The sequence below is a fragment of the Streptomyces johnsoniae genome (assembly GCF_031845565.1).
In the GTDB taxonomy this organism is placed as follows: domain Bacteria; phylum Actinomycetota; class Actinomycetes; order Streptomycetales; family Streptomycetaceae; genus Streptomyces; species Streptomyces johnsoniae.
In genome coordinates, this window is sequence record NZ_JAVREV010000001.1 from 96,473 (window position 1) to 116,996 (window position 20,524).

18 protein-coding genes and 1 pseudogene are annotated in these 20,524 nt (G+C 72.4%); 5 read left to right on the plus strand and 14 right to left on the minus strand.

Translation table 11 applies throughout. The annotated features are described in order from the left end of the window. Positions 1-282 precede the first annotated feature (282 nt). Positions 283-897, plus strand: coding sequence for a response regulator transcription factor (locus RM779_RS00385; protein WP_311614552.1), 615 nt, complete (start codon positions 283-285; stop codon positions 895-897). A gap of 3 nt (positions 898-900) precedes the next feature. Here the strand turns inward: RM779_RS00385 and RM779_RS00390 are convergent, their stop codons facing one another. From RM779_RS00390 to RM779_RS00400, 3 genes are all read right to left on the minus strand, one after another. Further along, a complete protein-coding gene (locus RM779_RS00390; protein ID WP_311614554.1) occupies positions 901-1,608 on the minus strand; it encodes a hypothetical protein in 708 nt (235 codons plus the stop codon). 582 nt (positions 1,609-2,190) lie between these two features. Then, entirely contained in the window at positions 2,191-2,652 is a 462-nt protein-coding gene (locus RM779_RS00395; RefSeq protein ID WP_077058569.1) for a hypothetical protein, read from the minus strand. Positions 2,653-2,802: 150 nt separating this feature from the next. After that, complete coding sequence (locus tag RM779_RS00400) at positions 2,803-3,597, minus strand: hypothetical protein (RefSeq protein WP_311614557.1); 795 nt, start codon at positions 3,595-3,597, stop codon at positions 2,803-2,805. A 98-nt stretch (positions 3,598-3,695) separates the two neighbouring features. On the opposite strand from RM779_RS00400, the gene RM779_RS00405 reads away from it, so the two are divergent. Then, positions 3,696-4,718 (plus strand): adenosine deaminase, encoded by a 1,023-nt coding sequence (locus tag RM779_RS00405; RefSeq protein WP_394813196.1) that lies wholly within the window; start codon positions 3,696-3,698, stop codon positions 4,716-4,718. Continuing rightward, a complete protein-coding gene (locus RM779_RS00410; RefSeq protein ID WP_311614561.1) occupies positions 4,706-5,401 on the plus strand; it encodes a glycerophosphodiester phosphodiesterase in 696 nt (231 codons plus the stop codon). The genes RM779_RS00405 and RM779_RS00410 overlap by 13 nt, the downstream gene beginning before the upstream one ends. A gap of 34 nt (positions 5,402-5,435) precedes the next feature. On the opposite strand, the gene RM779_RS00415 is transcribed toward RM779_RS00410, so the two are convergent. Further along, positions 5,436-6,869, minus strand: a complete 1,434-nt coding sequence (locus RM779_RS00415) for a gamma-aminobutyraldehyde dehydrogenase (RefSeq protein ID WP_311614563.1) — start codon at positions 6,867-6,869, stop codon at positions 5,436-5,438. Between the two features lie 420 nt (positions 6,870-7,289). Here RM779_RS00415 and RM779_RS00420 point away from each other — a divergent pair. Next, positions 7,290-7,916: pseudogene (locus RM779_RS00420) on the plus strand (ABC transporter ATP-binding protein); the annotation flags it as partial. Continuing rightward, positions 7,898-9,070 carry a hypothetical protein gene (locus RM779_RS00425; RefSeq protein WP_311614566.1) on the plus strand — a complete coding sequence of 391 codons (1,173 nt, stop codon included), beginning with the start codon at positions 7,898-7,900 and terminating at the stop codon, positions 9,068-9,070. The pseudogene RM779_RS00420 and the gene RM779_RS00425, both read left to right, overlap by 19 nt. A 61-nt stretch (positions 9,071-9,131) precedes the next feature. On the opposite strand, the gene RM779_RS00430 is transcribed toward RM779_RS00425, so the two are convergent. From RM779_RS00430 to rpsB, 10 genes are all read right to left on the minus strand, one after another. Then, the gene (locus RM779_RS00430) at positions 9,132-10,691 is read right to left on the minus strand and encodes a family 10 glycosylhydrolase (RefSeq protein WP_311614568.1); all 1,560 of its coding nucleotides are present in this window, start codon (positions 10,689-10,691) and stop codon (positions 9,132-9,134) included. Positions 10,692-10,769: 78 nt separating this feature from the next. Further along, positions 10,770-11,858: an ABC transporter ATP-binding protein gene (locus RM779_RS00435; protein ID WP_311614570.1), complete on the minus strand. Its 1,089-nt coding sequence runs from the start codon at positions 11,856-11,858 to the stop codon at positions 10,770-10,772. Beyond that, positions 11,858-13,522, minus strand: coding sequence for an ABC transporter permease (locus tag RM779_RS00440; protein ID WP_311614572.1), 1,665 nt, complete (start codon positions 13,520-13,522; stop codon positions 11,858-11,860). The genes RM779_RS00435 and RM779_RS00440 overlap by 1 nt, the downstream gene beginning before the upstream one ends. Continuing rightward, positions 13,519-14,565, minus strand: a complete 1,047-nt coding sequence (locus RM779_RS00445) for a thiamine ABC transporter substrate-binding protein (protein WP_311614574.1) — start codon at positions 14,563-14,565, stop codon at positions 13,519-13,521. The genes RM779_RS00440 and RM779_RS00445 overlap by 4 nt, the downstream gene beginning before the upstream one ends. A 194-nt stretch (positions 14,566-14,759) precedes the next feature. Then, on the minus strand, positions 14,760-15,866 hold the full coding sequence (gene rlmN, locus RM779_RS00450) for a 23S rRNA (adenine(2503)-C(2))-methyltransferase RlmN (protein ID WP_077058578.1): 1,107 nt from the start codon (positions 15,864-15,866) through the stop codon (positions 14,760-14,762). 28 nt (positions 15,867-15,894) lie between these two features. Next, a complete protein-coding gene (locus tag RM779_RS00455; protein ID WP_311614577.1) occupies positions 15,895-16,902 on the minus strand; it encodes a phosphatidate cytidylyltransferase in 1,008 nt (335 codons plus the stop codon). A 22-nt stretch (positions 16,903-16,924) separates the two neighbouring features. Further along, a complete protein-coding gene (gene frr, locus RM779_RS00460; RefSeq protein WP_077063180.1) occupies positions 16,925-17,482 on the minus strand; it encodes a ribosome recycling factor in 558 nt (185 codons plus the stop codon). Between the two features lie 64 nt (positions 17,483-17,546). Further along, entirely contained in the window at positions 17,547-18,284 is a 738-nt protein-coding gene (pyrH, locus tag RM779_RS00465; protein ID WP_077058580.1) for a UMP kinase, read from the minus strand. A 201-nt stretch (positions 18,285-18,485) separates the two neighbouring features. Next, positions 18,486-19,322 carry a translation elongation factor Ts gene (tsf, locus tag RM779_RS00470; RefSeq protein ID WP_311614580.1) on the minus strand — a complete coding sequence of 279 codons (837 nt, stop codon included), beginning with the start codon at positions 19,320-19,322 and terminating at the stop codon, positions 18,486-18,488. A gap of 44 nt (positions 19,323-19,366) precedes the next feature. Continuing rightward, a complete protein-coding gene (gene rpsB / locus RM779_RS00475; RefSeq protein WP_311614582.1) occupies positions 19,367-20,272 on the minus strand; it encodes a 30S ribosomal protein S2 in 906 nt (301 codons plus the stop codon). Between the last annotated feature and the right edge of the window lie 252 nt (positions 20,273-20,524).

Below are 20,524 nucleotides of genomic sequence, written 5' to 3' on the forward strand. Positions count from 1 at the left end.
CCGCTCGCGACAGCCCCGAAAGAAGAGTGTTTGCTCTCGGGGATCTGCCACGCGGACTCCGTTCCGCTTATGCTGGGCCTCGATGGCGTCAGGGCCACAGGCAGTGCGCCGTCACCGCACAGTAGGAACGGAGTTGCAAACCTTGCCCTCCAGTCGGCATCGGCTGACGGCGAGGTGAACACGCACGCCTAAGACGGCTAATGCTCTTGGCCGTCGAGATTCCGCTGTCAGGGGATCTCGCTCCGGGAAGTGACCATTCCTGAACGTGACCTGGGGGAATTTGTGCGACGCTTGAAGGTCCTGTTGGCCGAGGATGTCGACATGATCAGGGGGGCACTGGTGGCACTCCTGGAGCTGGAACCGGATATCCGCGTCGTGACCTCGGTGGGCAGAGGCGAGGAGGTTGTGCGGGAGGCGTGCAGGACTCGGCCGGACGTCGCGGTGATCGACATCGTCATGCCAGGGCCGAACGGACTCACCGCCGCCGCCGCCCTTCACGAGGAGCTGCCCGACTGCCGTACCGTCGTTCTGTCCGCCATGGGGCGGCCGGCCACCCTCAGACGAGCCCTGGACGCCCGAGTTCACGGGCTGCTGTTCAAGGACGCCCCTCCGGCCGAGCTCAGCCGGGCCGTTCGCACAGTGGCGGCCGGCGGACGCTACATCGATCCCCAACTCGCCCTGACCGCCTGGGACGCGGCGGAGAATCCACTGTCGCCCAGAGAGGCAGAGGTGCTCAGGTTCGTGGCGCAGGGAGCCGACGCCGTCGAAATCGCCGGGTGTCTCTACCTCTCCGTGGGCACGGTGCGCAACTATCTGACCACCATCGTGGCCAAACTGAACGCACGAAACCGGGTGGACGCGGTGCGGATCGCCGCCGAGGCCGGCTGGATACCCTGAGACTCACTGAACGAGGTGCCGCCCGGCGGGTGAAACCGCCTCCCGGGAGGGCTTGGGAGGCGCGATGAGCGTGCGGTCACCGCTCTGGCTGGCAACACAGCGCGCCTCCTCGGTGACCACGTCCGCCGCCTCGACGAGCATCGAACTCAGCCGGCGGTAGCGCGCGTTATGGTGAGCGCGCTTCAGGCGCCCCGAGGCATGCGCCCATTCCAGGTTGATGTAGCTGCGCGGCGAGATGATGGAACGCAGCACCTGGGTGCCGCACCATCTCGCTTCCTCCGCGAAGATGTCGCACCGCTCATACAGGTTCCGCTCGAACTCCCGGCAGTTGCCCGAGACCTTGAAATGGGTGATGAAGACCGCGGTGGACGTGGTGAGGTCGCAGGACTTTTCGCCGAGCACGCGGCGAACGCTGACGGTCTGGTCGGCGTGTGTGTCCATCATGCGCCCAAGTCGCTCTGCCCGGAGGAGGTAGGTCTCGTCGTGCACCGCATCGAGGAACGCCGCGAGCGTCTGCCAGAAGCCGAAGTGCAAGTACACTTCCGGCCTCTTGATCACCTGAAAGGTCGCCATGAAATCAATACTGGCCTGACTTCCGAACCACCCGGCATGCTGAAGGAATTCACGCTCGAAGAGCCGCGTGTCCTCTTTGACCGTAAAGCGATTCACGATGGCCATCGGGCCACCCATATCGCGTGTCTGTGCAGTCATCTGGACGTCCTCGCAAGACGGGGCGGCTTCGACGTGGTTGCCGCGGCCGATGATCGAATTTGGGCCGAGCACAAGGCTTGACTACAGTGCTATGCCTAGTCATCATCAGGACCCGTCTTGTGAGTGTCAATCCCGGCGGAGCCGGTGAAACCGAACGCGGCGAACGTGCACCCCCGCTCCCGCGGACCGCACAGGACGAGCTACGCCTGCAGGGCCGACCGACCAGATACCCGGCCGGTTTTCTCGGCATGCTACTTCGCTCACCACTCGCGTGACGCGAGCGGAAGAAGCGCCCTGCGACACTATCGCTGAGTCAGGCCGCGGCGTTGTGGACCGAGGTTCTCCATGCCGCCCTACGGTGTTGGAGAACGTGCGGGGATGTGATGCGGATACGGCACCGGGCAGGGCCGCGCCCGGCCGACCTGCCGTACGGTCTAACCGGTAGCGAGAGCAGCCAGACTCCCGCACTCCTCCGGACCGGTTCCGCCCGCCCCACACCCCCCGGGGCGTGCGGCCCGTCCGGCAACACGACAGCACTGCCCCGGAGCCCCTCTCCCCCCCCCGGCTCCGGGGCAGTCGTGCTCAGTCCTCCCGGGCCCGCCCCACGACCGCCGCGGCCTCGTGCATGGCCAGTTCGAGGACGGCCGGGTCGGTGAGCACCCCCGACCCGTCGGGCGGGACCAGCCAGCGCACGCCGTTCGCCGTGCGGGCCGGGTGCGGCACCACGATCCAGCTGCCGCGGCCCGCCGCGCGCACCCCGGTGCCCAGCCACCGGCCCGCCGTGCCCGGCGGCACGAAGTATCCGATCCGGTGGTTGAGATGGTCCGCCAGCACGGGCCCCGGCCGGTCCAGGACGCGGGTCAGCACGTCGAAGGTGGGGTAGCCCAGCGCCCCCGGCAGAATGAGCACATCCCATATGCGACCGGCGGGCAACAGAGCCACCCCCATCGGGTGCCGCTCCCACTCCCACCGGCAGGCGTCCGGTTCCGGCGCCGCCGACGACAGCCAGGCCATCGCCGTGTCGGTCCGGTCGACTTCGTTCATCGTGGCCTCCTCCTCACTCCCGGCCCGCGTGCCGGGCCGACTGCTCAAGGGAGAGAGACCGCGCGGAGCGCGGATCATTACGCCACTTCGCCGGGTTTTCTCGTGGTGCTCGTCACACGGCGCGGCACGGGCGGGCGGCGGGGCCGCCGTTCAGACGTCGATGCCGCCGCCGGGGCCGTCCGCACCCGCGCCCGCGCCGCCGGGCAAGGACAGGTCCCAGCAGCCGAACTCGTAGTCACCACCGGGCGAGAAGTCGACGCCGAGGTACGTGGCCGGGCCCGGCAGCGCCACGCGGTAGCTCACCTCCGTGTGCTCCCCCGGCGCCAGCCGGTCGCGCAGGTCGTCCGCGCCGTAGCGCACGTCACCGCCGTCGATCGGCTCCCCGTCCGCCGCGGCGGCGAGGTCGAAACCGCGCAGATCCGCCGTCCCCCGGCCCTCGTTGGTGACGCGGACGGCCACGGACACCGCGCCGGAGAACGGGTCGAGGCGGGGCTCCGCCACCGTGACGGTCACGCCGTCCCCGAAGACGACCTCCTCCCCCGCCGCCGCCAGGTACTCCGCGCCGGCCGCCGACTCCACCGGGACCACCTCGTCCAGCCAGGCCACGAACAGCCAGGTGAGCACGGCCCCGACCACGAGACCGCCGGCCCCCGACCACAGCCCGCCCAGGGCGACCCCGCGGTTGGTCGCCGTGCCGCGCCGGGCCCGGACCAGGCCCACCGCGCCGAAGACGATCGCGAGCAGCCCCGGCAGCAGCGCGAGCGCGCTCAGCGTGAACGTCCAGCACAGCGCGGCGGACACCGCCCCGCACACGAGCGCCGCGGTCCCCGCGCCGTTCCGCGGCGGCGGCGGAGGGTACGGCCGCGGGAACGGCGGGGCCTGCGCGGGCAGCGGAACGGCGCCGGCCGGCGGCCGGAACGGGACGGGCTGCGGGTCAGCGGTCACGGGGCCTCCACGGGAAGACGCCCCACCCTACGGCGCCGTCCACCGCCCCGGGCCCCCTGCCTACGATGAGCGGACACCGTCAGCCGCCGGAGGCCCCGTTGACCGATCTCACCGCTTTCATCGCCGCACTCCCCAAGGCGGAGCTGCACGTCCACCACGTCGGTTCCGCCTCGCCGCGGATCGTCGCCGAGCTGGCGGCCCGGCACCCGGACACGTCCGTGCCCAAGGACCCCGAGGCGCTGGCCGAGTACTTCGTCTTCCGCGACTTCGCGCACTTCATCGAGCTGTACATCTCGGTCGTCGACCTGATCAGGGAGGCCGAGGACATCCGGCTGCTCACCTACGAGGTGGCCCGCGACCTGGCCCGCCAGCAGGTCCGCTACGCCGAACTGACCGTCACCCCGCACACCTCGGTGAAGCGCGGCATCCCGGACGTCGCGTTCATGGAGGCCATCGAGGACGCCCGCACCGCCGCCGAGCGTGACTTCGGCGTCGTGCTGCGCTGGTGCTTCGACATCCCCGGCGAACTGGGCCTGCCCGCGGCCGAGGAGACCGCCCGGATGGCCTGCGAGCTGCGCCCAGAAGGACTCGTCTCCTTCGGCCTGGGCGGGCCGGAGATCGGCTGGCCGCGCCCGCAGTTCAAGCCCTACTTCGACCGCGCCATCGCCGAGGGTCTGCACAGCGTGCCGCACGCCGGGGAGACCACGGGTCCTGAGACGGTACGGGACGCGCTGACCGCGCTGCGCGCCGAGCGCATCGGCCACGGCATCAGCGCCGCGCGGGACCCGGAGCTGATGGCCCTCCTGGCCGAGCGGGGCATCCCGCTGGAGGTCTGCCCCACCTCGAACGTCGCGACCAGGGCCGTGTCCTCCCTGGCGGAGCACCCGCTCCCCGCTCTGGTCGCCGCCGGTGTGACGGTGACGGTCAACACCGACGACCCGCCGATGTTCGGCACCGACCTCAACAACGAGTACGCCGTCGCCGCCCGCCTGCTCGGCCTGGACGCGGCGGGCGTCGCCGCGCTCGCGAAGAACGCGGTGGCCGCCTCGTTCCTCGACGGCACCGGCAAGGCCCGGCTGAACGAGGAGATCGACGCCCACCTCGCCGCATGGCCGGGGTGACCGCGGTCGCCCACCGCGGCGACCCGTACCTCGCGCGCGAGAACACCCTGGCCTCCTTCACCTCGGCCATCGCCGCGGGCGCCGACGCGATCGAGCTGGACGTGCGGCTGACCGCCGACGGCGTGCCCGTGGTGCTGCACGATCCAACGCTGGAGCGGCTGTGGGGCCACCGGGCCGCGGTGGCGGACCGCACCGCGGCGGAGGTCGCCGCGCTGACCGGCGGCGGTGTGCCCACCCTCGCCGCCGCGCTGGCCGTCATCGCCCCCGTGCGCACCCTGATCGACCTGCCGGAACGTTCCCCCGCCCTCGCCGGGGCCGCCGTCGCCGCCGTCCGCGCGGCGGGCGCGGCGGACCGCGTGTACTACTGCGGGGACCCGGGCGCGCTGCGCGCGGTGCGCGCCGCCGACGGCTCCGCCGAGATCGCGCTCACCTGGAAGCGCACCGGGCGCCCGCGCCCCTCGCTGCTCGCGGAGCTGCGGCCCCGCTGGCTCAACTACCGCTTCGGCCTGGTGACCAGGGACACGGTGGAACGGGCCGTGGCCGAGGGCTACGAGGTGGCCGCCTGGACGGCCGACAGCAGGCGCACCATGCGCCGGCTCGCCGCCCTCGGCGTCACCGCCATCACCACCAACCGCATCGCGACGCTGCGCGCCGTCCTGGCGGACGGCGCGCGGCGCGGCTGACGGCGGGGAACGGCCTGCCCGGCCGGCCCCACCGCTACAGGGCGGTCATCACGTGCTTGACGCGCGTGTAGTCCTCCAGGCCGTACGCGGACAGATCCTTGCCGTAACCCGACTTCTTGAACCCCCCGTGCGGCATCTCGCCCACCAGCGGGATATGCGTGTTCAGCCAGACGCAGCCGAAGTCCAGGGCCTTGGACATGCGCATCGCGCGGGCGTGGTCCCGGGTCCACACCGAGGAGGCGAGGCCGTACTCCACGCCGTTCGCGTGGGCGACGGCCTCCGCCTCATCCGCGAACTTCTGCACGGTGATGACCGGGCCGAAGACCTCCTGCTGGACGATCTCGTCGTCCTGCCGGCAGCCGGTGACGAGGGTCGGGGCGAAGAAGTAGCCCTCCTCGCCCACCCGGTGGCCGCCGGTGAGGACGGTGGCGTGGGCCGGCAGCCGCTCGACGAAGCCGGCGACCTTCGCCAGGTGCGCCTCGCTGTTCAGCGGGCCGTAGAAGCAGTCGGGGTCCGCGACGTCGCCCGTCCGCACCTCCGCCACGGCCTTGGCGAGCGCGTCGACGAACGCGTCGTGCACGGATTCGTGCACCAGGACCCTGGCCGCGGCCGTACAGTCCTGCCCGGCGTTGAAGAAGCCCGCGTCCCTGATCCCCTCGGCCGCCGCCGCGAGGTCGGCGTCCTCGAACACCACGCACGGCGCCTTGCCGCCCAGCTCCAGATGGACCCGCTTCAGATCCCTGGCGGCCGCGGCGGCCACCTCCGTGCCGGCCCGCACGGAGCCGGTGATCGACACCATCGCCGGGGTGGGGTGCTCCACCATCAGCCGGCCGGTGTCCCGGTCCCCGCACACCACGTTGAACACGCCGGGCGGCAGGATCTCGCCCATCAGCCCGGCCACGTAGGCGGTGGACGCGGGCGTGGTGTCCGAGGGCTTGAGCACCACCGTGTTGCCCGCGGCCAGCGCCGGGGCGAACTTCCACACGGCCATCATCACCGGGTAATTCCACGGGGTGACCTGGGCGCAGACCCCGATCGGCTCGCGCCGCACGAAGGAGGTCAGGCCCGCCATGTACTCGCCGGCCGACTTTCCCTCCAGCATCCGGGCGGCCCCCGCGAAGAAGCGGATCTGCTCCAGCATCGGCGGCAGCTCCTCCTGGCGCGTCAGCTCCAGGGGCTTGCCGGTGTCCCGGCACTCGACGTCCAGCAGCTCGTCCGCGTGCGCCTCGAAGGCGTCCGCGATCTTCAGCAGCGCCAGCTGCCTGGTCGCCGGCGTCGCGTCCCGCCAGGCGGGGAACGCGGCCTCGGCGGCGGCCATGGCGGCGTCCACGTCGGCCGCACCCGACAGGGGCGCCGTGCCGTACGGCCGGCCGCTCGCCGGGTCCACCACCTCCATCGTCCGCCCGTCCACGGCGTCGCGGTACTCCCCGTCGATGTAGTTGCGCAAACGGCGCGGCTCGGTGGTCACGGCACCCTCCTGCCTTCCCGGTCCGGTCTTCTGCGGGCCTTCCGGCTATGCAGCCTATGCCCAGGGCGCTGCCGCACAACACCGCCTCGAACGACAGATCCGCCGCCCGCAACCGCCCCGGCCCGGAAAAACAGCGCCACTACCTCAGGATCGGCGCATTTCTTACGCCGCCGGGCCGGGGGTGTGCACCGTTCGGAGGATTCTTCGGACTACTCGCCGAGTCGGCGGGCACCGGCCCGCGGCGCCGTGTCACGGTGCCGAGTGGCTGTGACCGTTTCCCCGGCCGTTCGTTCACCCGGCCGGAGGAGTCACCACGATACGAGCGGAGGTGCCGCAGACATGGCCCCACCCGACAACGACGTGCTCTGGGCGCGCGACGTGCACTACGCCCACAACGGCTCACCCGCCCTGCTCGGAGTCTCCCTCGGCATCCGGCAGGGCGAGATCATCGCCGTCACCGGCCCCCGCGGCTCGGGAAAGTCCACCCTGCTCGGCTGCCTCTCCGGCCAGCTGGTGCCGGGGCGCGGGGAAGTCTGGTTCAACAGCATGCCCGTCCACACCCTCACCGCCACCTCGCGCGAGCGGCTGCGCCGCGACCGGTTCGGCTGGGTCGGGGACACCCCGCAGCTGGTCGCCGAGCTGACGGCCTGGGAGAACGCGGCGCTGCCGCTGCTGCTCGCGGGCACCGGGCACCGCAAGGCCCGCCGCACCGCCCTGGAGTGGCTCGACCGGCTCGACGTCGGCGACTGCGCCCGCAAACGCCCCGCCGCGCTGCTCCAGGCGCAGCGGCAGCGCGTCGCCATCGCGCGGGCCCTGGTGCACCAGCCGGACGTGCTGTTCGCGGACGAGCCGACGGCACCGCTGCACCGCGCCGACCGGGCGCAGGCGCTGCGCACCCTCACCACCGCGGGCCGCTCGCACAGCATCACCGTCGTGCTCGCCACCCACGACACCGAGGTGTCCACCCTGGCGGACCGCACGCTCACCCTCGTCGACGGCCGCGAGGCCGGCGCGGCGAACGAAGCCGCATGCTCACTCTCCGCCTAGCCCGCGGCGCCCACCCGCTGGCCCTGTGCCGCCGGCTGCTGCTGGCCGGGGCCGCGGCGGGCGTCGGCTTCCTGCTGCTGGCCGCGCTGGCGTACGCCACCGCCCACCCGGGCGGCGGCCGGTCCGCGTGGCTGCGCCTCGCCTGGTGCGCGGTGCCGCTGGCCGCGACGGTCCAGCTGGCCGTCGCGGTGGCCAGGGCCGATCCGGCGGCGCGGCCCCGTTCCGGACTCGACATGGCGGGCATGGGCCCCGCCCGGGTCCCCCTGCTCGCGGCGGCCTCCACGGCGGTCGCCGGGCTGCTGGGCAGCGCGCTCACGCTGCTGGTCTTCCTGCACCTGCGCGGCGCCGGTTCCGGCCTGCCGCTGGACGGCGCGGCGGGCGAAGCCCTGGCCGCCGAGCGGCCGCTGCCGGTCGGTGCGGCCCTCACGCTGCTGGCCGTGGCGCCCGCGGCCGCCGCCGCGGCCAGCGGCCTCGCGCTGCGGCGCGGCACGGCCGCGCCGCGGCGGCGGGCCGCGGAGGAGCCCGCGCGGGCGGCACCCGCGCTGCCGCCCGCGGGGCTGCCCTGGGGCACCGCGCTGACCGGGGCGGGGATCGCGCTGTGCGGATACGGAGGGAACGACGCGCGGGACGGCGCCGCGGAGGGCTGGCTGCCGCTGCCCGGGGTGCTCGGCGGCACCGCGCCGGGCGTGGTCGGCGGCTGGCTGCTGATCGCAGCCGGGATCGTGCTGGCCGCGCCCGGTCTGGTGTACCTGTGCGGGCGGCTGCTGTGCGGCGGGCGGCCCGGCGTGCTGCGGCTGCTGGCGGGGCGCACGCTGCAGGGCGAGGCGCGCAGGCTCGGCTGTCCGCTCGGCGCGCTGTGCGCCGCGTCCGCCGCGCTGCTCGCCGCGCTCGAACTGGACGGGCTGCGGGAGTTCGGGCCCCTCGGGGCGCTGGGCACCGGCGTGGTGCTGGCCTGCGCGCTCGGCACGGTGGCCACCGTCGCCGACACGGCGCGGGCGGACCGCAGGTCCGCCACCGCCGCGCTGGCGCGCCTCGGCGCGCCTCGCACGCTGCTGCGCGGGGCCGCGATGCTGCGGGCGGCGACGCTGCTGGGGGTACTGGTGCCGCTGACCTGGCTGGCCGCCTACCTGATCGCGCTGCCCGCGGGGCAGTGAGCGGACCGCGGCCCGGCCCCCGCCGGGGAGGCTCCGGGGACAGGGCCGCGGTCCGGCCGGGTCAGGGCACGGCGCGGAAGGCGGGGAAGTCCGCCTCGGCGATGCCGCCCCGGCCGACCTTCAGGGGAACGACCGGCACGCCGACGACGCCGCGCGGCAGGTCGACGCGCGCCAGGTAGAGCCCCGGGTCGACGTGGGCGAAGCCGAACCACCCGGAGCCGTCGGCGCGCAGGGTCCGTTCCCCGCCCGCGGCGAAGATCGGGGTGAGGGTGACCTCCGCGCCGTCCAGCGGGGTGCCGTCACGCAACGTCAGGGCGCCCGTGACGTGGCCCTCCTCCGGCGCCTCCTTCCACGGCATCCCGGGCACGGCGGCCCGTTCGGCGAACGGCGCGTCCGGCCCGTTCGTCAACGCCTCGGCCAGCCGGTCCTGTTCGGCCTCGCGGCCCTGCTCGGGCACGTCCATGCTGGGGTTGGCGTAGGAGTAACCGCTCCACCCGGCCGCGGTGTTGCCCGCGGCGGTGGGGGCGAGGGCGAGGTTGGCCTGCCGGACGCTGTCGGAGACCGAGTTGAGGTAGAGCGCGGGCCCGTTGACGGCCTGGCGGTCGCCCTGGCTGTCGGCCAGGAACTCCGACCACTCGGCGTACATCCGCGCCTGGTCCTGGTCCCAGTCGCGCTTGTAGTTCATGGCCACCACCGTGTCCATGATTCCCTCGTCCAGCCAGCCGGCCCAGTCCTGGAGGACTTCGCGGTAGGTGCGGGTGGTCTCCCAGCCGCCGGTGGTCTGCGGGCCGAAACCGTAGGTGATGGCGTCCATCGACAGCCTGACCTGCGGGTCGGTCTCCCATATGCCCAGGTAGATGCGGCGCACGAGGCCGGTCACCTGGTCACGCCGCCAGTCGCTCCACTGCTGGTCCGCCGGCTCGGGAACGTCGGTGCGGCCGGTCGCCCGCTGGAAGCGCTCCACCGACACCTCGTTGTACCCCCAGTCGCTGTGGGTGGTCTGCGCGCTGCCGTCGGGGTAGCGGATGTAGTCGAGGTTGATGCCGTCCACGTCGTACTCGCGCACGATGCTCCGGATCGCGGACACGATGTACTCGACGGCGTCCGGGTGCCCGGGGTCGACGTAGGCGTTCGCGCCGACCAGCTCGGTCCCGTCCGCCTTCCGGTTCAGCCAGCGGTCGGCGCCGGTCGCGGACGGGCCGTGCCGGTTGAAGACGTGCTCCGCGGAACGCGGCGGCGTCGTGCTGTTCCACATGGTGTTGACGTTGACCCAGGCGTGCACTTCGAGTCCGGCCGCGTGGGCCTGCGCGATGACCTCGTCCAGCGGGTCGTAGGGGGCGGGGTCGACGGCGGCGTCGGTGCGCGGGTACTGGGCGCGGTTGCAGAAGCAGTCGTAACGGCGGGCGGTCTGCACGATGAGCGCGTTGGCGTTGACCGCGAGCGCGTCATCGATGAGCGTGCTGACCTGATCCGGCGAGTAGATGCCCTCGTTGAAGGCGTCGACCCAGTAACTGCGCCACTGTTCTGGCGGGTTGTCCTCGGCCTGGGCCGGCCCTGCGGTGGCGAGACCGCCGCAGAGCAGGGCCAGGCAGGCGAGCAGGATGGGCAGGAACCGTCTCATACGGGTCCCTCCGGGGGGAGTTGGTGGCTGCGGCCGATAATTTACTTCGCCGCCGCCGCCCCGCCTAGATGAAAACTTTCATCTCTTCTCGCGGCTTCCGCTTTTCTCCCGGCTTCCACCCGCGGGTGAAGGACCGGCGGTGTCAGGGCCGGCCGGCAGGGTCACCACCTCGGCCGCGTCGAAGCCCACCCGCACGGTCTCCCCCTCCCCCGGCGCCGCCCGCAGCGGGCAGGCGGCCTCCAGCTCGGGACCGCGTTCGGGCGCCAGGTGCAGCAGCACGTGGTCGCCGCGGAAGGTCCGCGCCCGCACCGCGGCGGGCAGCGTCCCGCCGAGGCGGACCCCCGAGGGCCGGATCAGCACCCGGCACGCGCCCGGCGGGGTGCCCTCGGGCACCGGCACGGGCCCCCACGGGGTATCGGCCCGGCCGTCCGGCCGCACGGTGGCCGCGACCACGTTGCGGAAGCCAAGGAAACGGGCCACGAACGCGTCGGCGGGGCGCCGCCACACCTCGACCGGGCTGCCCGCCTGCGCGATCCGCCCCTCGCGCATCACGACCACCCGATCGGCGAGCGCGAACGCCTCGCCCTGGTCGTGGGTGACGGCGAGCACGGTGGTGCCGAGGCGGCGGAACAGCTGCCGCAGCTCCACCGCGAGCCGCTCGCGCAGGTCGCGGTCGAGCTGGCCGAGCGGCTCGTCCAGCATCAGCAGCCGGGGGCGCGGCGCCAGCGCGCGGGCCAGCGCGACCCGTTGCTGCTCCCCGCCGGAGAGGCCGGCGACGGGCCGCCGTTCGGCGCCGGGCAGCCCGACCAGGTCGAGGAGTTCGGCGACGCGGCGGCGCGCCTCACCCGCGGGGACCCGGTGCATGCGCAGCCCGAACGCGATGTTGCCGCCGACGTCCCGCTGCGGAAAGAGCTGGTGGTCCTGGAACATCAGGCCGACGCCGCGCCGGTGCGGCGGCACGCCCGCCTGGTCCCGGCCGGCCAGGTGGACCGTTCCGGCATCGGCCGCGGTCAGGCCCGCCACCACGCGCAGCAGCGTGGACTTGCCGCTGCCGCTCGGGCCGAGCACGCACACCGTCTCGTGGGCGTCGACACGCAGGTCCACCGCGTCGAGCGCGGTGCGCGCGCCGTAGGCGACGCGGACTCCGGACAGTTCGAGCAGGGACATCAGGCCACCAGTTCCGTATGCCGGGCGGGTCGGAGGCTCTCCAGCAGGACGAGGGTCAGCGCGCACGTCACCATGAGGATCGTGCTCAGCGCCATGGCCTGCCCGTAGTTCAGCTCCCCGGCCCGGCCGAGCAGCCGGGCCACGGCGACCGGCAGCGTCGGCCGGTCGGCCCTGGCGATGAACACCGTCGCGCCGAACTCCCCCAGCGACACGGCGAACGCGAAGCCCGCCGAGACCAGCAGCGCGCGCCGCACCAGCGGCAGGTCCACCTCGCGCCAGGCGCGCCACGGCGAGGCACCGAGGACCGCGGCGGCCTGCCGCAGCCGGTCGTCGACCGCGCGCAGCACCGGCAGCATGACGCGCACCACGAACGGCACGCCGACCAGCGCCTGCGCGAGCGGCACGAGTATCCACGAGGAGCGCAGATCGAGCGGCGGTTCGTCGAGAGCGATGAGGAAGCCGAAGCCGACGGTCACGGCCGAGGTGCCGAGCGGCAGCATCAGCAGCGCGTCGAAGCCGCGCGTGAACCGGCCCGCGCGCCGCGTCAGCGCAGCCGCCGCAAGACCGCCGACGGCCAGCGCGATCAGGGTGGCGACGGCGGCGTAGGACAGCGAATTGCCGACGGCCTCCCACGGCGCGACCGCGAACGTGCCGCCGGACCGGGAGCCGAGAGCCTGGTAGTGCGCGAAGCCGTAGCCGTCCGGGCCGGAGAGGGAACGTTCGACCAGGACGCCGAGCGGCAGCAGGATCAGCAGCGCGATCACGGCCAGGGTGCCGCCGAGCAGCGCCCGTTCCCCCGCGCCGCGCGGCGGGCGGGCGGTGTGCGCGGCGTCGACGAGCGCCAGCGAGGACTCCCGGCGGCGCACGATCCAGGCGTGCACGCCGAGCAGCAGGCCGACGGTGGCGAGCTGGAGCAGGGTCAGCACCGCGGCGGTCGGCAGATCGAGCAGCTGCGCGGTCTGCCGGTAGATCTCGACCTCAAGCGTCGCGTAGCGGGGGCCGCCGAGGATCTGGATGACGCCGAAGGAGGTGAACGTGAACAGGTAGACCATCAGCCCGGCGGCGGCCACCGAGGGGCCGAGCGCGGGCAGCGTCACCCGCCGGAACGCCGCGAACCGGCCGGCGCCCAGCACCCGCGCGGCCTCCTCCTGCCGCGGGTCGAGCTGGGCCCACAGACCGCCGACGGTGCGCACGACGACGGCGTAGTTGAAGAAGACGTGCGCCAGCAGGATCGCCCACACGCCGGTGTCGAGGCGCACCCCCCACAGGTCGTCCAGCAGCCCGCCGCGGCCGGTGAGACCGAGGAACGCGGCGCCCGTCACGACCGTCGGCAGCACGAACGGGACGGTGACGACCGCGTGCAGCACCCGCTTGCCGGGGAAGTCGAGCCGCGCGAAGACGTAGGCGCCGGGCAGCGCGAGAGCCAGCGTGAGCGCCGTGGAGGCGGCGGCCTGCCACAGCGTGAACCACAGCACCTGACCCACGCCCGGATCGGTCAGCACCTCGAAGACCGTGCCGGGCCGCCACTCGCCGTCCTCCTTCAGCCCGCGGCCGGTGATGGCCGCGACCGGATAGGCGAAGAACAGCGCGAAGAACGCCACCGGCACCGCGAGCAGCGCGGCCCGGCGCAGGGCGGTCCGGCGCAGGGCGGCCGTGCGCGTCACCTGACGACCAGGGAGGTCCACTCGTCGATCCACTCTTCGCGGTGGGCCGCGATCAGCTCCGCGTCCACGGTCAACGGCTCGTCGACGACCTCCCCGTACCGGGTGAACTCCTCGGGCAGCGCGGCATCCTCGCGCACGGGGTTGACGAACATCTGGAGCGGCATGTCCTCCTGGAACTCCTGGCTCAGCAGGAAGTCCAGCAGGGCCCGGCCCCCCTCCTCGTTGGCGGCGCCCGCCAGCAGCCCGGCGAACTCGATCTGCCGGAAACAGGTGTCGGGCGCCACGCCCGTCGGCGCCTGCGCCGGCCGTTCCTCGCCGCCGTAGACCACGCCGGCGGGCGGCGAGGAGGCGTAGGAGACGACCAGCGGCCGGTCGCCGTCGCCCGCCCCGGAGAACCGTTCGTTGTACGCCTGCTCCCAGCCGTCGACGACCTCCACGCCGTTGTCCGCGAGCCGCTGCCAGTAGTCCTGCCAGCCGTCCGTCCCGTACGCGGCGACGGTGGCGAGGAGGAAGCCGAGCCCTGGCGATGAGGTGGCCGCGTTCTGCACCACCAGCAAGTCCCGGTAGGCCGGGTCGGCGAGGTCCTCGAAGGTCGCGGGCGGGGCGAGGCCGCGGTCCTCGAACCAGGCCCTGTCGTAGTTGACGCAGATGTCGCCGGTGTCCACGGGGGTGACCCGGTGCTCCTGGCCGTCGAGCCGGTACTCCTCCGGCACGGCGGCCAGCCCCTCCGCCTCGTGCGGGTCGAAGACGCCCTCGTCGAGCGTGCGGGAGAGGAGCGTGTTGTCCACGCCGAACAACACGTCGCCCTGCGGGTTGCCCTGGGACAGCACGGCCTGGTTGACCACGATCCCGGCGTCCCCGCCGCGCAGCACCCGCACCGTGTAGCCGGTCTCCTCGGTGAACCGGTCGAGGACCTCGTCGGAGACGGCGAAGGAGTCATGGGTGACCAGGGTGACCTCGTCACCGCCCGAACCCGCCTCCCCGCCGCCGCAGGCGACCGCGAGCAGGCCGAGCACCGGAACGACTATCAGGCTGCGCTTCATCGTGCCGCTTTCATGACGCGTGGGCAGGGCGCACGCGGGCAGCACGAGAGCGATCCGAACTTCCTACCCAGCATGACCTGGGCGAGGTTCGAGGGTCTGCGGCCGGTGCCGCACTCTCAGCGCTGCGAGCGCTCCCCTGTCGGACTATGTGATGGCATGTGATCGGATGTTCGAACCAACGATAGCAGCGCGGGCTACCGCTCGGCCGCGGCGAGCTGGCCGCAGGCCCCCTCGATCTCCTGGCCCCTGGTGTCCCGCACGGTCACCGGCACGCCCTGCCGCTCCAGGGCGGCGACGAACGCCCGCTCGTCCTCGGGACGCGACGCGGTCCACTTGGAGCCGGGCGTCGGGTTGAGCGGGATGAGGTTGACGTGGGCGCCGTGGCCCTTCAGCAGGCGGCCCAGCAGATCGGCCCGCCACGCCTGATCGTTCACATCCCTGATCAGCGCGTACTCGATGGAGATGCGGCGGCCCGACCGCTCGGCGTACGCCCAGGCCGCGTCCAGCACCTCCGCGACCTTCCAGCGGGTGTTGACCGGCACCAGGGTGTCCCGCAGCTCGTCGTCCGGCGCGTGCAGGGACACCGCGAGCCGGCAGGCGAACCCCTCCTCGGCGAACCGCCGCATCGCCGGGACCAGACCCACCGTCGAAACGGTGATGCCGCGCTGGGAGAGGCCGATGCCGTCCGGGCCAGGGTCGGTCAGCCTGCGGATCGCGCCGGTCACGCGCCGGTAGTTGGCCAGCGGCTCGCCCATCCCCATGAAGACGATGTTGGAGACGCGCGCCTGGCCGCCCGGCACCTCGCCGTCGCGCAGCGCGCGCATGCCGTCGACGATCTGGTGCACGATCTCGGCCGTCGACAGGTTCCGGTCGAGCCCGGCCTGCCCCGTCGCGCAGAACGGGCAGTTCATCCCGCAGCCGGCCTGGGAGGACACGCACATGGTGACCCGGTCCGGGTAGCGCATCAGCACCGACTCGACCAGCGTCCCGTCGTGCAGCCGCCACAGCGTCTTGCGGGTGGCGCCGTCGTCGCAGGCGAGGTGCCGCACCACGGTCATCAGCCGCGGCAGCAGCGCGCCCGCCAGGCGCTCCCTGGCCGCGGCCGGGACGTCCGTCCACTCGGCCGGATCGTCGGTCAGGCGCGTGAAGTAGTGGCGCGACAGCTGCTGCGCGCGGAACGGCTTCTCGCCGAGCGCGGCAACGGCCTCCCGGCGCTCCTGTGGATCGAGGTCGGCGAGGTGCCGCGGGGGCTTGGCGGCCCCGCGGGGCGCGACGAAGGTCAGCTCTCCAGGTGCAGGCATGGTCCGGCCAGTGTCGCAGATACCGCGGCTACTCGGCGCCGACGAACGCCAGGAACAGCAGCCACACGACGGGCGCGGTCGGCAGCAGCGAGTCGAGCCGGTCCATGATCCCGCCGTGTCCTGGCAGCAGCGTGCCCATGTCCTTGATGCCCAGGTCCCGCTTGATCATGGACTCGCCCAGATCGCCGAGGGTCGCGCTGACCGCCGCCCCCAGGCCCAGGAGCAGGCCCTGCCACCAGGTGCCGCCGTCGATCAGGAAGTGCATGCACAGCGCCCCGGCGGCCATGGCGAACACCACGGCACCGGCCAGCCCTTCCCTGGTCTTGCCCGGGCTGATGCGCGGCGCCAGCTTGCGGCGCCCGAGGCGCCAGCCCACGGCGTACGCGCCGGTGTCGCTGACGACGGTCAGCAACAGGAAGGTGAGCACCCGCCAGGAGCCGTCGTCCGCGGCGAGCATGAGCGCCACGAACGTCGCGAGGAACGGCACGTAGAACGCGACGAACACGCCGGCCGTCACGTCCCGCAGGTAGTTCTCCGGCGGCGCGGCCATCCGCCACACCAGCACCGCGAGCGCCGTCAGCGCGACGGCCACCCACGCGCCCTCCGCACCGCGCAGGTAGCCGGCCATCACCATGGCGGCGCCGCCCACCGCCAGCGGCGGGAGCGGCACCCGGATTCCCTTACGGTCCGCAAGCCGCGAGGACAGCTCCCACAGCCCCACGACGACGGCCACCGCTATCACGCCGAGGAACGCCGGCTTGTAGACGAACAGCGAGACGAGGACGACGGCGCCGAGGCCGAGTCCGACCCCCACGGCGGCACGCAGATTGCGGCCGGCGCGCTTCCTGGGGCGCCGACCCGCACGGTCTGGACGCTGCTCCGGCTCACCGCCGCCGGGGTCGGGCACGATCGACATAGGGGGAGTTTGCGCCGCATGCCGGTTTTCGCGCACGGGACCCGCCGGGGCGGGGCCGGCCTGCTCGGTCCTTCCGACGTACCCGGCGGCCGGGGGCGGCCCCCAGGATGATTCGTTCACGGATGACAGCGTCCTTCTCGGATCAGACCTCGAGCAGCTCGGCTTCCTTGTGCTTGAGCAGCTCGTCCACCTGCGCGACGTACTTGGCGGTCGTGTCGTCGAGCTCCTTCTCGCCGCGACGGCCCTCGTCCTCGCCGACCTCGCCGTCCTTGATCGCCTTGTCCATGATCTCCTTGGCCTTGCGGCGCACCCCGCGAATGGAGATTTTGGCGTCCTCGCCCTTGGTCTTGGCGACCTTGATGAACTCCCGGCGCCGCTCCTCGGTCAACTCGGGGAAGACCACGCGGATGATGTGACCGTCGTTCGTCGGGTTGACGCCGAGGTCGGAGTCCCGGACGGCCTGCTCGATATTGCGCAGCGCGCTCTTGTCGAAGGGGGTGATGACGGCCATACGCGCCTCGGGCACCGAAAAGGACGCCAGCTGGTTGATCGGCGTCATGGTGCCGTAGTACTCGGCCACGATCTTGTTGAACATCGCCGGGTGGGCACGGCCGGTGCGGATGGCGGCGAGGTCGTCCTTGGCGACTCCGACCGCTTTTTCCATCTTCTCTTCAGCCTCGAGGAGGGCTTCTTCGATCACCACGTGCTCCTGGTTCGATGTGTGTGACGTGAATGACGTCGCGTGCGGCGGCCCGCAGGGCGCTTCAGGCCCGCCGGCCCTGGCTGTTCACAAGTGTGCCGATCTTCTCACCCTTTACCGCACGGGCGATATTGCCTTCCGCGAGCAGTTCGAAAACGAGGATCGGCAGCTTGTTGTCCCGGCACAGCGTGACGGCCGTTGAGTCGGCGACCTTCAGATCCCTGGTGATGACCTCGCCGTAGTCGAGCGCGTCGAACTTCACCGCCGCCGCGTTCTTCGCCGGGTCCGAGTCGTACACGCCGTCCACGCCGTTCTTGCCCATGAGCAGCGCCTCGGCGTGGATCTCCAGCGCCCGCTGGGCGGCCGTGGTGTCCGTCGAGAAGTAGGGCATGCCCATGCCCGCGCCGAAGATGACGACGCGGCCCTTCTCCAGGTGGCGCACGGCGCGCAGCGGGATGTAGGGCTCGGCGACCTGGCCCATGGTGATGGCCGTCTGCACCCGGGAGTCGATGCCTTCCTTCTCCAGGAAGTCCTGGAGGGCGAGGCAGTTCATGACGGTGCCGAGCATGCCCATGTAGTCGGAGCGGGCCCGGTCCATGCCGCGCAGTTGCAGTTCGGCGCCGCGGAAGAAGTTGCCACCGCCGATCACCACCGCGATCTGGGCGCCGTCGCGGACCACTGCCGCGATCTCCCGGGCCATCTTGTGCACGACGTCGGGGTCGACACCGAGTCCGCCGCCGCCGGCGAAGGCTTCTCCGGACAGCTTCAGCAGGAAACGGCGGGGTTTGTCGTCCTGGTTCATGGAACTCTCCTCGTGCACACACACCGAGGAGGCCACTGCCAGTGGACCCTTGCGGCTCCCCTGCTGGGCAATGGCCTCCTCGTCACAACTGCGGTCGCGCCGACCGTGTGATGCCACGGCCGGACGGCCTTCCGCCCGACAATAGCCGGGTAACGTCCGTTCCGCCGCGGACGGCGCGGCGGCCCGGTGCGTCCGCCGAGGTCAGGCGCCGACGCGGAAGCGCGCGAAGCCCTTTGCCGCCACGCCCGCCTCGGTCAGCACCTTCTGCACGGTCTTCTTGTTGTCCTTGGCGAACGGCTGGTTCAACAGGACGTGCTCCTTGAAGAAACCGTTCACCCTGCCGTCCACGATCTTGGAGAGCGCGGCCTCGGGCTTGCCCTCCTCGCGCGCGGTCGCCTCGGCGATGCGGCGCTCGCTCTCGACGACATCGGCGGGCACCTCATCCTGAGTGAGGTACCGGGGCGCGAACGCCGCGATGTGCTGCGCGACGTCCTTGGCGACCTCGGCGTTCTCCTGCTCCAGCTGGATCAGCACGCCGACCTGCGGCGGCAGGTCGGGGCTGGTGCGGTGGAGGTAGGAGGCGACGTAGCCGCCGGCGAGGCGGGCGTAGCGGTCGAGAACGATCTTCTCGCCCAGGGTCGCGTTGGCCTCGTCGACGTAGTCCTTGACGGACTTGCCGGACTCGATCTCCGAGGCCAGCAGCGTCGCGAGGTCCTCGGGCGCGGTGGCGAAGACGTGCTCGGCGATGGCCTGGGCCACCGCCTGGAACTTGTCGCCCTTGGCGACGAAGTCCGTCTCACACTTCAACTCGACCAGCACGCCGGAGGTGCTGTCCTCGGCGAGAACGGCGACGACCGCGCCATTCTCCGCGGTGCGGCTCTCGCGCTTGGCCACACCCTTCTGACCCTTGACGCGCAGGATCTCGACGGCCTTGGCGACATCGCCCTCGGCCTCGTCCAGGGCCTTCTTGCAGTCCATCATGCCGGCGCCGGACAGCTCCCTGAGCTTCTTGACGTCGGCGGCGGTGAAGTTCGCCATGGTTACGTGATTCTCTTCCGGGGTGTCGTTCGGATCGCTTGGCGTCAGCTGGTCTGCTCGGCAGGCGTCTCCGTCGCCTCGGCGGCCGGTGCGGGCTGCTCCTCGGCGGGCTTGTCCTCGGCGGGCTTGTCCTCGGCCGGCTTGTCCTCCGCAGCCTTCTCCTCGGCCGCCTTCTCCTCGGCGCCCTGGAGCAGCTCGCGCTCCCACTCGGGCAGCGGCTCGCCAGCCGGCTTCTCGCCGCCCTTGGCCTCGGCGGCACCGGAGCGGGCGATGAGGCCCTCGGCGACGGCGTCGGCGATCACGCGGGTGAGGAGCGTGACCGAACGGATCGCGTCGTCGTTGCCCGGGATCTTGTAGTCGACCTCGTCCGGGTCGCAGTTGGTGTCGAGGATCGCGACGACCGGGATGTTGAGCTTGCGCGCCTCACCGACGGCAATGTGCTCCTTCTTGGTGTCGACGATCCAGACGGCGCTGGGCACCTTCTGCATGTCGCGGATGCCGCCCAGGGTCTTCTCCAGCTTCGCCTTCTCGCGGGAGAGGACCAGCAGCTCCTTCTTGGTGAGGCCGGAGGCCGCCACGTCGTCGAAGTCGATCTGCTCCAGCTCCTTCAGGCGCTGGAGCCGCTTGTGCACGGTCGAGAAGTTGGTGAGCATGCCGCCGAGCCAACGCTGGTTGACGTAGGGCATGCCGACCCGCGCGGCCTGCTCCGCGATGGCCTGCTGCGCCTGCTTCTTGGTGCCGACGAACATGACGGTGCCGCCGTGGGCGACGGTCTCCCTGACGAACTCGTAGGCGCGGTCGATGTACGACAGCGACTGGAGCAGGTCGATGATGTAGATGCCGTTGCGCTCGGTGAAGATGAACCGCTTCATCTTCGGGTTCCAGCGGCGGGTCTGGTGCCCGAAGTGGACGCCGCTCTCCAGCAGCTCCCGCATCGTGACGACGGCCATGGCCGTTCTCCTTGTGGACGCTCGGTTGTCAGTGCCGCCCGGCCGGGCGGCACTCCTGACGCCCCGACGCGCTGTGCCGTGGAGTGCCGCCCCTGACACGGGGCTGCTCCACGGACCGAGAAACGCGGCCACGGCGGCACCGCGGGAGAACCCTGGTGCCGAAGTGGCGGGGCATGCGAGGTCGATCCGGGACTCCGGATCGCCACGAGCAGTGTACGGGACCGGAACATGCCCGGGCGACCGGTCACCACC

Coding starts and splice junctions, on each gene's coding strand:
- RM779_RS00390 (WP_311614554.1), bottom strand. CDS start 1,608: ATGACTGCACAGACACGCGATATGGGTGGCCCGATGGCCATCGTGAAT.
- RM779_RS00395 (WP_077058569.1), bottom strand. CDS start 2,652: ATGAACGAAGTCGACCGGACCGACACGGCGATGGCCTGGCTGTCGTCG.
- RM779_RS00410 (WP_311614561.1), top strand. CDS start 4,706: ATGGCCGGGGTGACCGCGGTCGCCCACCGCGGCGACCCGTACCTCGCG.
- RM779_RS00425 (WP_311614566.1), top strand. CDS start 7,898: ATGCTCACTCTCCGCCTAGCCCGCGGCGCCCACCCGCTGGCCCTGTGC.
- RM779_RS00430 (WP_311614568.1), bottom strand. CDS start 10,691: ATGAGACGGTTCCTGCCCATCCTGCTCGCCTGCCTGGCCCTGCTCTGC.
- RM779_RS00435 (WP_311614570.1), bottom strand. CDS start 11,858: ATGTCCCTGCTCGAACTGTCCGGAGTCCGCGTCGCCTACGGCGCGCGC.
- RM779_RS00445 (WP_311614574.1), bottom strand. CDS start 14,565: ATGAAGCGCAGCCTGATAGTCGTTCCGGTGCTCGGCCTGCTCGCGGTC.
- rlmN (WP_077058578.1), bottom strand. CDS start 15,866: ATGCCTGCACCTGGAGAGCTGACCTTCGTCGCGCCCCGCGGGGCCGCC.
- pyrH (WP_077058580.1), bottom strand. CDS start 18,284: ATGAACCAGGACGACAAACCCCGCCGTTTCCTGCTGAAGCTGTCCGGA.
- tsf (WP_311614580.1), bottom strand. CDS start 19,322: ATGGCGAACTTCACCGCCGCCGACGTCAAGAAGCTCAGGGAGCTGTCC.
- rpsB (WP_311614582.1), bottom strand. CDS start 20,272: ATGGCCGTCGTCACGATGCGGGAGCTGCTGGAGAGCGGCGTCCACTTC.